This window comes from Spirilliplanes yamanashiensis (assembly GCF_016863475.1).
In the GTDB taxonomy this organism is placed as follows: Bacteria; Actinomycetota; Actinomycetes; order Mycobacteriales; family Micromonosporaceae; genus Spirilliplanes; species Spirilliplanes yamanashiensis.
Genome location: NZ_BOOY01000025.1, coordinates 212,513 through 225,019, shown reverse-complemented (window position 1 = coordinate 225,019; position 12,507 = coordinate 212,513). Strand labels below are relative to the sequence as shown.

Genomic DNA, 12,507 nt, shown 5'->3' with positions numbered 1-12,507 from the left:
CAGGAGCCCGGTCGTGACACAGACCTACCTCACCCTGAACAACAGCGTGACCATGCCGGCGCTCGGGCTCGGCGTCTACCAGAGCCCACCCGAGCAGACCACCGACGCCGTCATCGCAGCGTTGCGGGCCGGATACCGGCACATCGACACCGCCGCCGCGTACTTCAACGAACGCGAGGTCGGCGAGGGCATCACCAAGTCCGGTGTCGACCGGTCCGAGATTTTCATCGAAACGAAGCTGTGGATCAGCGACTACGGCTACGACCAGGCGCTGCACGGCTTCGACAAAAGCGCCCGCAAGCTCGGCGTCGACCAGATCGACCTGCTCCTGATACATCAGCCCTTGGCCGTCGAGTTCGACAAGACCGTCGCCGCCTACCAGGCGATGGAAACACTGCTGGCCGACGGGCGGGTCCGGGCGATCGGCGTCTCCAACCAGACCCCCGCCGAACTCGACGAGCTGATCTCCCGCACCGGCGTGGTCCCGGCGGTCAACCAGATCCAGATCCACCCGTACTACTCGCAGCGCGAGTGGCGCGCCGCGAACGACCGCCACGGCATCCTCACCCAGTCGTGGTCACCAATCGGCGGCTCCTACATCTACGGCGACTTCACCACCAACCCCCTGCAAGACCCGGTCATTACCGCCATCGCCGGCAAGTACGCGAAGACCAGCGCCCAGGTGATCCTGCGCTGGCACCTCGACCACGGGTTCTCCGCCATCCCCAAATCGGTCAAGCCACACCGCATCGCCGAGAACTTCGATGTCTTCGACTTCGCCCTCACCGCCGACGAGATCACCGCGATCGACGCCCTCGACACCGGCGTCCGCGGCGGCCCCGACCCCGACTCGCTCACTCTCGACAACTACGGCTTCCCCATCCCCGACTGACACAGCGAAAGGGAGAACTCCCGTGGCTCGCGTCTTCATCACCGGCTCCACCGACGGGCTCGGGCTCGCCAACGCCCGAACCCTGCTCGGACAAGGCCATGAGGTTGTTCTGCATGCCCGGTCGACTGAACGCGCTGCCGCCGTCGGCACGCTTGGTGCGTCGGTCGTCGTCGGCGACCTCAGCAGCGATACCGAGACGAGGTCCGTCGCTGAACAAGTCAACGCCATCGGACAGATCGACGCCATCATTCACAACGCCGGCGTCTACCTTTCCGGCAAGCGCATCGCCACCACCGACGGCCACTCGCGGACCTTCGCCGTCAACGTGCTCGCCCCGTACCTGCTCACCGCCCTGATCGATCGACCCGCCCGGCTCGTCTACGTGACCAGCGGCATGCACCACAGCGCCAGCGGTAGCCTCGACGACCTCGACTGGACCGCCCGGAACTGGAACGCGAGCCAGGCGTACTCGGAAAGCAAGCTGCACGTCGCCGCACTTGCCGCGGCCGTCGCCCACCGCTGGCCTGACGTTCTGAGCAACAGCGTCGACCCGGGCTGGGTACCCACCAAGATGGGCGGCTCCGACGCGCCGGACGACTTGGAACTCGGCCATGACACCCAGAGCTGGCTCGCCGTCAGCGGCGACCCCGCAGCGCGCGTGTCCGGCTACTACTGGCATCACCGCCGGCACCAGAAGCCCGCACCGCAGGTCGACGACCCCGGCTTCCAAGACCGGCTGATCGACGCGCTCGCCGCCATCACCGGCACCATCCTGCCTTGAAGACCCCGCATCTGAGCACGACGGAAAAGGCCACCATGCACCACCGCACCGCCGTCATCGTCGGCGCCTCCCTGTCCGGGCTGATGACCGCTCTCACCCTCGCCCGAATCGGCATCCACGTCACCCTGCTCGAACGGTCCGACGACACGGGCCGCACCGGCGCCGCCCTGCACGCACCCGGTGATCTACTCCAACGCATCACCGGCCTCGACACCAGCCGGCTACCGCGGACACTGTCGCCCGGAATCCAGACCTGGTTCGCCGTCCACGCAGCCCTACGCGCAGCAGCCGACGCCGATCCGCGAATCGAACTGCGACAGAACACCACCGTGTGCCGCGTCGCCCAGGACGAGCAATCCGCCTGGGCCGTCACCGCCGACAACCGGACCCACCACGCAGACGTGATCATCGGCGCCGACGGGCACCGCAGCGTCGTACGACGGCACGTCATACCGAACAAACCCGACGCCACCTTCTCCGGATACCTGATCTGGATCGGCATCGCCGACGAATCAGCGATCCGACCCGCCCACTGGCCCCGCAACGTCGCGTTCCTCACCAGCCGCGACGACACCCTGCTCGGATATCCGCTCCCCGGCGCCGACGGATCAACCGCCGCCGGCGCACGGCGAATCGGATGGGCCTGGTACGACGCCAGCAACAACGACCTGCTCCGCGCCACCGGCTGCCTCGACGGCACCGTCGTGCGGCACTCCCTGCTGGCCCCCAGCATCCCGGACGCCACCTACGCCGAACTGGCCCGGCGAGCCCACGCCCAGTTCCCCTCACCCTGGTCCGACGCGATCCTTGACAGCATCGACCGGCACGCGGTGATCGGCACGCCGATCGCCGAATACGTCCCCGACCGCCTCGTCAACGGCCGTATCGCCCTCGTCGGAGACGCCGCTCACGTACCCACCCCCATGACCGGCAGCGGATTCAGCGAATCACTGCACGACGCCGAAGCCCTCGCCACTGCCCTCGCCACCACAGCGCACACCAACCCATCCGCTGCACTCGCCGCATACGAGAAAGACCGACTTGTCAGCGCCCGCACCCTGGTCCAGTCGGGGCAGGGGTTTAGCCGGGCCTTCGCCCGTGGAGCCCTCTAGCGGCACTACGCCTGACCTCGTCGCAGCAGAGCGCGTCGCCGAACGCCCACGACGGGTCCGACCGGTCCTCGTACGCGGCGACGGCCGCCCGGACAGGGCGACGGCCTCGTCGGCCTGGCCGGGCAGCCACGCAAGGGCGTCGGCGCCGTAGTACAGCGTCCGCGCCTGGTTGAACGTGCAGATGCCACCCAGCTCGTCGACGGCGTCGGGCTCGACGGTCTCCCAGGCGTCCTCGGCGGCGCGGATCGCGGCGACGGCCCGATCGCCGTTGCCAAGCGCGGCGTACGCGCGAGCGGCGCTGACCGGCAGCCACACCGACGTGGTCCCGCCGCCGTGACCGGCGAACGCGGATCCCATCTCGGCGTACCGGACGGCCTCGGCGTAGCGGCCCGTCCGCCGGACGCACGACTGTGGCGGAGTGGGTCGAGCAGTGGTTCGCGGCGGCGGCGTCGGGTTGGAAGGCGAAGACCCGGCATACCTACCGCGGAGTGCTCGACCGGCTGGTGCTGGCGCACCTCGGCGGGGCCCAGCTCGTCGCGCTGCGCCCTATCCAGGTCAACCGGTGGGTGGGAACGCTGTCCGAGTCGCTGAGTCCGTCGCAGGTGCGCCAGGCGTACCGGCTGCTGGCTCAGGTGATGTCCTCGGCGGTCGATAACGACATGATCCCGGCGTCACCCTGCCGGGGAATACGTCTGCCGCGGCTGCCGGAGGCGGACCCACGCATCCTCACTGTCGCCGATATCAAGCGCCTCGTCGACGCTTGTGAGGCCGCTGACCGGGTGCTGGTGCTGCTGCTCGCCTACGGGGGCCTGCGCATCGGTGAGGCACTGGCGCTGCGCCGCCGCCATTCGGACGTGGCGCAGGGCCGGGTCATGGTGAGCGAGGCGGTGACCGAGCTGCTTGGCGGCCCGGTCATCGCTACGCCGAAGAACCACCAGCGGCGCGAGCTGGTCGTGCCGACCTTCGTCGCCCGGCAGCTCGCCGAGCACCTGACGGACCTGCCGGACGAACCCGACGCATTCGTGTTCCCCGGGCGGCAGACCCACACCGTGGGCCGGCAGCAGAGCTACCACAGCTTCCGCCGGCGCTTCGTCCAGGCGGTCGCCGACGCTGGGCTCACCGACGTCACCCCGCACGACCTGCGCGCCACGCACGCGAGCTGGGTGGCGGACTCGCACGGCGTCCTGGTGGCGGCCCGGCGGCTCGGGCACGCCAACGCCGGCGTGACGACCAGGCACTACGCGAGGGCGATGGACGACCGCGACGCCCAGGTCGCCAAGCACCTCGACAAGCTCGGGACGGCGAAACCATCGGGCACGCAACGGGCACGGAAGCGCCGGAAGGAGGGGTGATGATCTTTGATCAAGGCTCTGACCTGGTGCCCCCGGCAGGAATCGAACCTGCGACACACGGTTTAGGAAACCGTTGCTCTATCCCCTGAGCTACGAGGGCGCGAGCGCTCAGCTTACCTGCCGACCCAACCCCTCGACTGCCAGGGAGCACCACCCGACGGCCGACGGAGGCCGACAACCACGGGGGCCACGCCCACGATCAGGAGGACTCGTCTTCGAACGCCCCGGACCGGTCCGTGGCCGGCACGAGCTCGTAGACCGTCTCCCCGGCCGACTCGTGGGAGGCGAACAGCTTCACGCAACCCCGGGCGAGGAACGACTCGAGGATCTCCCGGGTCGCTTCTCGGGCCTCCCCCGGCGAACGTCCGCCCGGCGCTCAAGCCTGCACCGTGCGGAACGCTCCACAGGACCTCGAGCTCCAGAGCGTTCACCCGGCCACCGTATCCACGCGTCAGGCACCGGCCGCCGTCACCGGTCGACCTTCCGGACCACGATCTTCGCGTTCCCCTCGCCGAACGTCGTGACGACGTGGGAGTTGTCGATGGCCTGCACGAGGGTTGGCATGCCCTTCAGCATGTCGGGCGGCAGTTGGAGGAGGATCACGTACTCGATGTCGCGGTAGCCGTTCGGCAGCAGTGTCGCGTTGACCTCCGGGTCGAGGTCGACCTTGTAGAGCCACGTCTGGCGGGTGTAGCCGGCGCGTTCGAGGTCGGTCCAGATGTTGTCGTCGACGACGATGGTGGCGTCCCGGGGCACGTTGTCCTTGATCCATTGTGTGGCCTGCCGGGAGTAGACCGACGGGTTCTGGGTGGTCGCGGTGTGCAGCGCGGATGCCCAGGCCGGGGCGCCCGCGACGGCGAAGACCAGCAGGGCGGTCAGCACCGCCGCGCGGCCGGCCGTCCGCCGGGGTGCGGGCCGCCACGACCACAGGGCGGCGCCGGTTCCGGCGATGATGATGGCGGCGAACGGGAGCAGGGAGATCACGTACGCCTGGGGCAGGTAGCCGCCGCGGCACATGAGGAGGATCTGCAGGCCGTAGGCGAGTCCGAACGGCCGGAGGGTGCGGACGGCCATGGCGGCCGGCAGGAGGGCGAGGGCGCCGAGCAGGAGCCAGCCGTCGACGTCGAGCCAGGATCGGGTGAGGGCGTGGGTGACGCTGCCCGGGTCGAGCAGGCTGCCGCTGCTCTCCCGGTCCACCAGCTGCCACTTCAGGGCGCCGATGAGGCTCACGTGGCCGGGGCCCTCGAACAGCTCGTTCTTGAGGATCGCGTACAGCGGGTACAGGCAGCCGACGGCGACGAAGGTGGGGAGGAAGACGGCGAACGCCCAGCCGCGGTGACCGGGGCGGTGGCGTTGGGCCAGCAGCCACAGCAGCGCCGGGAGCAGGATGCCCGCGGTCTCCTTCGTGAGGACGGCGGCGGCGAACAGCAGTGCGCCGGCGAAGACGGAGCCGAGGCTGCGCCGGGGCGAGGCGATGACCGCGAACGCGGCGAGCGTCCACGCCATCTCCAGGTTGTCGAGGAAGCCGAGGCGGTGGAAGAAGATCGCCACCGGGCTGAGCCCGAACAGCAGGACGGCGGCGGCGGCCGCGTACCGGGGCAGGTCGAGGCGGCGCAGCAGCAGGTAGAGGAACCCGCAGGCGACGACGGTGGCGACCAGCATGGCCTCGCGGACGACCGTCACGGCGGTGGGCGCGCGGTCGAAGCCGTCGGTGAGCCAGGCGTACGCGGCGATGGTCATCCAGCCGAACGGCGGGTGGTCGTACCAGTAGGTGTAGTGGGAAAGCCGGCCGTGTTCGAGGAACGCGTACGCCTGCGCGCCGTAGGTGCCCTCGTCGTCGTTCAGCCGCCACGGGTACCCGTCGAAGTTGATGCCCTGGGCCAGCCCGACCACCAGCAGCAGCGCGGCGGCGACGAGCAGGTCCGCGCGGTGCCGGGTCAGGCCGGCCCGCAGCCGGTCGCGCCGGGTGGTCGCGGCCGGGCGCAGCGGGGTGGGGCGGGTCAGCGTCGGCGCGGTCATTCCGCGGCCCCCGGCCGGCCCGCGGGGACCGGCTCCGGCCGGACCATCGGCACCCGGCGCCGCGCGGGGGTCCGCCGGTGCAGGCCGTCGTGGCTGGTCTTCAGCCACCCCGCCTGGCCGGCGAGGTGGCGCCGCAGGCCCATGACCGCGGACCAGGCCAACACCAGCTGGTACGGGAACGCGCCCAGCACCAGCGAGACGTAGTGCCGCGGCGCCGCCGTCCGCCCGTACTGCCCGGCGAACTCGCGCAGCCCGACCAGCTGCAGGCTCGTCGTGATGGCGATCGGGATGAACGGGGTGAACATCCACAGCACCCAGCCCACCGGCGCGTTCAGCAGGATCGCCGCCGCGACGCAGGCCGGCAGCATCACACCGTTGACGGCCTGGATGAACGGCATGGCGAGGATGTACAACGCCATGAGCCGCTGCCGGACGCCGGGCAGCCGGCGCCACGACCCCTGCAGCAGCACCGACAGGAACCCCTGCGTCCACCGGCGCCGCTGCCGGTCCAGGCTGCCCGGGCCGAACAGGCGCGCGGGCGTCTCCTCCCGCGTCGCGAGCCGCGGCTCGTACGCGGCGACCACCGTCACGTCGTGGTCCACGGACAGGGCGACCCCGAGCGCGCAGTCCTCGGTCAGGTTCAGCGGCCACCCGTCGAGCTCGGTCAGCAGCTCCCGCCGGACGAAGACGGTGTTGCCGCCGAGCGGCACGAAACCCTGCCGGACCTGGTAGAACATGCGACTGGAGAACCAGAAGAAGTACTCCATCGCATTGTGGACGCAGTACCAGCCGCGCAACCGCGTCACCAGCCGCCGCCACACCGACGCGCCCGGCGGCGGCCGCAGGTCGAGGTTGACCAGCTGAACCCCGCCCTGGATGACGTCGGCGCCCGTCTCGTCGATCAACGCCTCCACGTGCAGCAGCAGGTCCACTGCGACGTCGTCCTCGGCGTCGAAGACCCCGACATAATCGCCCGTGCAGACCCCGAGGGCGGCGTTGAGCTGCATCGGCTTGCTGCGCTCGGCGTACCGCCGCACCACCAGCTCCACCCGCGGCGACCCGGCGGCCGCCAGCCGCGCCTGCCGGACCGTGGCCTCGTCACCCTCGACGAGACTGACGACGACCTGGACCCGCGGATGCGTCTGCCGCACCAGGGTGCGAATGGTGTCCCCGATGACGTGCGGCTCGTCCAGCGCGGGCACGATCAGCGAGAACGAACGCCGCGCGCGGTCCCGCGCCACCGCGGCCGGAAACGCCATCTCCGCCCGGGCCTGCGGGGTCCGCCACCCGAAGATCCGCCACCGCAACTCCAATGCGGACGTCACCAACATGAACGTCGAGAACGCCGCGAACAACGTCAGCCAGGACGGCCACACGGCGACGATTCCCACACCGGCACAGCCGTACACGATCCGGCGCACCAGCCGATTCCCGCTGCTGAGGGCAGGCACAATGATCCCTCCGGACACGACAGGATCAACGAGACGGCCTCGGGCGACAATGGCCCGAGGCAAGTCATATGGGCGCCGAAACTCCACGAACGCGCAGGTCGATGCGTGTCCGGTGAAGGTGACTTTCGCTTGCGGTAGCTTATCGCGCGACGCGTCGAACATAGAAGTCCGACATTATGAAAGACAATTCCCGATCATGTGACGCCGGGCGGGCCGGAACCGGCACAATGGGGCGGCAGGATTCCGCGGCGTCGGACGGAGTGCCACCATGATCCTGATCCGGGTGACGGCAGCGGTCCTGCTCGGACTGACGGTGGCCGGCTGCGGGACCGACGCCCCGGCCCCCGCCCCGTCGCCCGCCGTGACCTTCGACCAGGCCCTGCACGACGAACTCGTCGCCATGCTGCAACGCGACCAGGCGGCCCGCACCGGCGGCGCCGACCCCGAGGGCGACACCGCCCGCACCGAACGACTCCGCCAGATCCTCGCCCAGCACGGCTGGCCCGGCTTCGCCCTCGTCGGCCGCGACGGCGGCGACGCCGCCTGGGCGATCGCCCAGCACGCCGACACCGACCTACCGTTCCAGAAACACGCCCTCGACCTGCTGACGGCGGCCGCCAAGGGCGGACAGGCGTCGTGGGGCAACGTCGCCTACCTCACCGACCGGGTCGCGGTGGCCGAAGGGCGGCCGCAGACGTACGGGACGCAGGTCGGCTGCGGCCCCGACGGCCCCAAACCGAACACGCCCATCGCCGACGAGGGAACCGTCGACCAGCGGCGGGCGAAGGCGGGACTGGCGCCGCTCGCCGACTACTACGCGGAGATGACGGCCATCTGCCAGGAGGAGGAACCACCGTCGTAGCGGCGCAGCGGTAGGGCGACATCGCCCCTGGGGCCTGCGCCGGCGATGGTGCAGGCAGTTGCCATCGGGTCGGTGCGACGTTTCGAGCTGGCCGGAAAACCATCGGGCCTTCTCAAACGATGCCCACCCGGTGTGTCAACGATTCGAAATGGATCGGACCGGATCGGCGATGTCCCAATCATCCGTCGCTGCTCCCCTGACAGCGGCCATCCGCGGTGAGCGTCCCGTCGGTTGGCTGCGGAAACCGGTCACCATTGCTCGACAATCGTCACCTTTCGCCGTCCGGACCGGACGTCACCGGACAGGGGCGGGGGCGAGGCGCCCGTCGGCGGCGTGGCTGTACGAGATGAACCCGTCGAAGGTCATGGTGTGGTCCCCGTGGTCGGTGCGTCCGGCGGCGACCGATTGTGCACGGCGGGGCGCCGCGGGAGAAGGGCGCAGGACACAGGGGCCTGGCAGGACGGGGCCGTCGTCCGTATGGTCACGGTGTTTCTCGAGGTCGACGGGCCGTCGTACGGGGGGTCGCAGTGCGGTTCGGTGTCACCGGTCATCAGGTCCTCCCGCCGAGGATCGTCGACCGTGCGGTGGAGCACTGGAAGCGGGTGCTTCCGGTGGGCGGGCAGTTGCGTGGGGTGTCGTGTCTCGCGGAGGGCGCCGACCAGCTGTTCGCCGCCCACGTGCTGGCGGCCGGTGGGGTGCTGGAGGCCATCCTGCCCTGTGAGAACTATGCGAGCTCACTGGTCACCGAGGACGGCCGGGCGCGGCTGGCGGAGCTGCGGCGGGCGGCCGGGTCGGTGGTGACGTTGCCCTATCCGCGGCCGAGTGAGCAGGCGTTCCTGGCCGCCGGGCAGGCGGTGGTGGAGCGGTGCGACCACCTGTTCGCCGTGTGGGACGGGCGGCCGGCCCGTGGGATGGGCGGGACGGCCGACGTCGTCGACTACGCGCGCGCCCGCGGCTGCCCCGTCACCGTGCTGTGGGTGGACGGGGTGCTGCGGGCCTGATCAGCGGCCCGGGGCGGCCACCGGCAGGTGCAGGGCGGGGGCGGCGGGCACGGCCAGGTCGGTGAAGAGGCGGGCGGCCTGGTCGCGGTGCGGGCGGGCGGCCGCCGGGTCGCCGGTGGTCTCCAGGGCGGCGGCGATGCCGTCGTGGGCGCGGGCCTGCTCGTAGCGGTCGCCGATCTCGCCGGCCAGGGTCAGGGCCTCGCCGTGTTCGACGCGGGCGTCGGCGGCGTCGCCGGCGGCGCGCAGGACCTGGCCGAGGTCGTTGAGGGCCTCGGCCTCGCTGGCCCGGTCGCCGATGCGGCGGTGCAGCACCAGGGCGCGGCGCAGCAGCCCCGCCGCCTCGGTGAGGCGGCCGCGGCGGGCGTGCACGGCCGCCAGGTCGGTGAGCACGTACGCCTCGCCGGTGCGGTCGCCGGCCTGCCGGACCTGGGTGAGGCTCTGGTCGAGGCGGGCGGCGCTGGTGTCCAGTTCGTCCGGTCGGCGGCGCAGCCGGGCCAGCAGCGACAGCACGTACGCCTCGCTGAACCGGTCGCCCAGCTCCGCGAACAGGGTGAGGGCGGGTTCGAGGCGTTCGGCGGCGCGCGGCTCGTCGCCCAGCCGCTCGTCGACCAGGCCGAGGCGGACGAGGGCGTCGGCCTGGCCGGCCCGGTCGCCCAGTTCCCGGTACAGGGTCAGGGCCTGCTGGTAGTGGTCGGCGGCCTGCCGGTAGTGGCCGAGCCGCCAGTGGACGCTGCCGAGGTTGCGCAGCGCGCCCGCCTCGGCGGCCCGGTTGCCGAGGCCGGCGTACAGGGTGAGGGCCTGCCGGTAGGTGTCGGCGGCCCGGTCGAGGCGGCCCTGCCGGCGGTGCAGCCGGCCCAGGTTGGTCAGCGCCCGGGCCTGGGCGTCGCGGTCGCCGACGGCCTCGGCGGCCGCCGCCGCGCTCGACGTCACGGTCACCGCCTCGGCGACCGGGCCGCCCGCGTCGAGGTAGCGGAACAGGGTCTCGGCCAGGGCGATGGCGTGCCGGTGCCAGCCGTGCGCGGCGCCGTACGTGCAGACGGCGGCCAGGTTCGGCCGTTCCGCCTCGATCCAGTTCCGGGCCCGGTCGGGGTCGCCGCCGCCCGGACCGTACAGCACGGTCATCGCCGCGCCGGACGCCGCCAGGTAGTGGTCGAAGACGCTGGTCAGGGCGGCCTGCCGGTCCGGCGCCGGGTCGTGCTCGGCGGCCAGCTCGGCGGCGTACGCGCGCAGCAGGTCGTGCATGCCGTACCGGCCGCCGCCGCAGGCGTGGATCAGGCTGGTGCGGGCGAGCAGGCCCAGCAGGCGCCGGGCGTCGGCGGGCCGCATGCCGGTGAGGGCGGCGGCCGCGTCGACGTGCACGTTGACGCCCGGGTGCAGGCCGAGCAGCCGGAACGCGCGGGCCGCGTCGGCGGGCAGGTTCTGGTACGACCACGAGAACACCGCGCGGACCTCGGCGTGCGGGTCGCCGCCCGCGTCGAGCAGGTCGAGCCGCTGCTGGTGGTCGGCCAGCTCGGCGACCAGGTCCGCCAGGGGGACGTCGGTGCGGTCGGCGGCCAGCTCGGCGGCGATGCGCAGCGCCAGCGGCAGCCGGGCGCACGCGGCCGCCAGGTCCGCGGCGGCGGCCGGTTCCCGGTCGACCCGGGCGCCGATGAGCCGGCGCAGCAGCCGCACCGCGTCCGGCAGCGGCAGCAGGTCGAGGTTGAGCCGTTCCGCGCCGTGCACGGCGACCATGCCGGGCAGCGCGTCGCGGCTGGTGATGAGCACCAGCGACGAGCCGGTGCCGGGCAGCAGCGGCCGGACCTGCTCCACCGACGACGCGTTGTCCAGCACGACGAGCATGCGCCGCCCGGCCAGGGCGGAGCGGTACCGGCCGGCCCGCTCGTCGATCTCGGGCGGGATGTCCGCCCCGCGGACGCCGAGCGCGGTGAGGAACCCGGCCAGCGCGTCGCCGGCCGCCACGGGCTGCTCGGCGTCGTAGCCGCGCAGGTTGACGTACAGCTGCCCGTCGGGGAACGCGTCGCGGACCCGGTGCGCCCAGCGCAGGGTGAGGGCCGACTTGCCGACGCCGGCCGTGCCGGACACCAGCGCGACCGTCAGCGGCGGCTCGTCGCCGTCCGGCGGCGACAGCAGCCGGTCCAGCGCGGTCAGCTCCTCGGTGCGGCCCGTGAAGGCGCGCACGTCGGCGGGCAGCTGGGCCGGCACCGGGGCCGCGGCGGCGGGCGCGACGTCCGGGGCGGGGGCGTCGGAGACCGGGGCGGCCAGCGACGGGTCGGCGACGAGGATGCGCTCGTGCAGGCGGCGCAGGCCGGCGCCGGGGTCGCTGCCCAGCTCGTCGGCCAGGCAGCGGCGGATCCGCCGGTACTGCTCGTCGGCGTCGGCCTGGCGGCCGCACCGGTACAGGGCCAGCATCGACTGCTCCGCCAGCCGCTCGTCGAGCGGGTGCTCGGCGACGGCGGCGGACAGCACGGGCAGCAGCTCGCCGTGCCGGCCCAGGCGCAGCAGCACGTCGTTGCGGTCGAGCTCGGCGGCGAACCGCTCCCCCACCAGGGTGTGCCGCAGCGAGGCCACCCAGGGGGTGTCGAGCCCGGCGAACGGCTCGCCGCGCCACAGCCCGAGCGCCTGCGCGTACAGGTCGGCGGCGGCCTGGTCGGACTCGGCGGCGCGGGCGAGGGTGACCAGCCGGCGGAACCGGTGCAGGTCGACCGCCTGCGGGTCGATGGTCAGCAGGTAGCCGCCGGCCTCGCGCTTGATGCCGACGCCGGGGGCGCCGGCGACGGCGCCGCGCAGCCGGGACAGGTAGCTGTACAGCGACCCGGCGGCCCGCTGCGGGACGTCGTCACCCCACACCCGGTCGATGAGCTGGTCGGCCAGGACCGGCCGCCCCGCCTCGACCAGGAGCACGCCCAGGACGGACCGCTGGCGGGCGTGGCCGAGGTCGACAGGCCGGTCGTCGATCCGGGCCTCCACCCCGCCGAGCACCCCGAACTCCGCCGCCACCCAACCTCCGTAACCGTTCCCGGGCCACGCGACCAGGGGA

At 72.3% G+C, this 12,507-nt stretch carries 9 protein-coding genes and 1 tRNA gene; 6 read left to right on the top strand and 4 right to left on the bottom strand.

Features of this window, described 5'->3' with window-relative positions; translation table 11 throughout:
* Positions 1–13: 13 nt before the first annotated feature.
* The 4 genes from Sya03_RS16630 (at position 14) to Sya03_RS16615 (ending at position 4,137) form a co-directional block, all read left to right on the top strand.
* Positions 14–892, top strand: a complete 879-nt coding sequence (locus Sya03_RS16630; RefSeq protein WP_239107587.1) for an aldo/keto reductase — start codon at positions 14–16, stop codon at positions 890–892.
* Positions 893–914: 22 nt separating this feature from the next.
* Complete coding sequence (locus tag Sya03_RS16625) at positions 915–1,673, top strand: SDR family NAD(P)-dependent oxidoreductase (RefSeq protein ID WP_203939208.1); 759 nt, start codon at positions 915–917, stop codon at positions 1,671–1,673.
* Positions 1,670–2,785 (top strand): FAD-dependent monooxygenase, encoded by a 1,116-nt coding sequence (locus tag Sya03_RS16620; protein ID WP_203939207.1) that lies wholly within the window; start codon positions 1,670–1,672, stop codon positions 2,783–2,785. The genes Sya03_RS16625 and Sya03_RS16620 overlap by 4 nt, the downstream gene beginning before the upstream one ends.
* Before the next feature lie 410 nt (positions 2,786–3,195).
* On the top strand, positions 3,196–4,137 hold the full coding sequence (locus tag Sya03_RS16615) for a tyrosine-type recombinase/integrase (protein WP_203939206.1): 942 nt from the start codon (positions 3,196–3,198) through the stop codon (positions 4,135–4,137).
* A gap of 24 nt (positions 4,138–4,161) precedes the next feature.
* Here the strand turns inward: Sya03_RS16615 and Sya03_RS16610 are convergent.
* From Sya03_RS16610 to Sya03_RS16600, 3 genes are all read right to left on the bottom strand, one after another.
* Positions 4,162–4,237: transfer RNA gene (locus tag Sya03_RS16610), tRNA-Arg, on the bottom strand.
* 368 nt (positions 4,238–4,605) lie between these two features.
* Positions 4,606–6,156 carry a glycosyltransferase family 39 protein gene (locus Sya03_RS16605; RefSeq protein WP_203939205.1) on the bottom strand — a complete coding sequence of 517 codons (1,551 nt, stop codon included), beginning with the start codon at positions 6,154–6,156 and terminating at the stop codon, positions 4,606–4,608.
* Positions 6,153–7,547, bottom strand: a complete 1,395-nt coding sequence (locus Sya03_RS16600; protein ID WP_203939204.1) for a glycosyltransferase family 2 protein — start codon at positions 7,545–7,547, stop codon at positions 6,153–6,155. Before Sya03_RS16600 ends, Sya03_RS16605 begins: the two co-directional genes overlap by 4 nt.
* Before the next feature lie 328 nt (positions 7,548–7,875).
* Between Sya03_RS16600 and Sya03_RS16595 the strand changes: the two genes are divergently transcribed.
* Complete coding sequence (locus Sya03_RS16595; RefSeq protein ID WP_203939203.1) at positions 7,876–8,469, top strand: DUF6624 domain-containing protein; 594 nt, start codon at positions 7,876–7,878, stop codon at positions 8,467–8,469.
* Positions 8,470–9,101: 632 nt separating this feature from the next.
* Entirely contained in the window at positions 9,102–9,470 is a 369-nt protein-coding gene (locus Sya03_RS16590; protein WP_239107586.1) for a hypothetical protein, read from the top strand.
* Here Sya03_RS16590 and Sya03_RS16585 read toward each other — a convergent pair whose 3' ends face one another.
* The gene (locus tag Sya03_RS16585) at positions 9,471–12,467 is read right to left on the bottom strand and encodes an AfsR/SARP family transcriptional regulator (protein ID WP_203939201.1); all 2,997 of its coding nucleotides are present in this window, start codon (positions 12,465–12,467) and stop codon (positions 9,471–9,473) included.
* Positions 12,468–12,507: the final 40 nt, after the last annotated feature.

Coding starts and splice junctions, on each gene's coding strand:
- Sya03_RS16605 (WP_203939205.1), bottom strand. CDS start 6,156: ATGACCGCGCCGACGCTGACCCGCCCCACCCCGCTGCGCCCGGCCGCG.
- Sya03_RS16595 (WP_203939203.1), top strand. CDS start 7,876: ATGATCCTGATCCGGGTGACGGCAGCGGTCCTGCTCGGACTGACGGTG.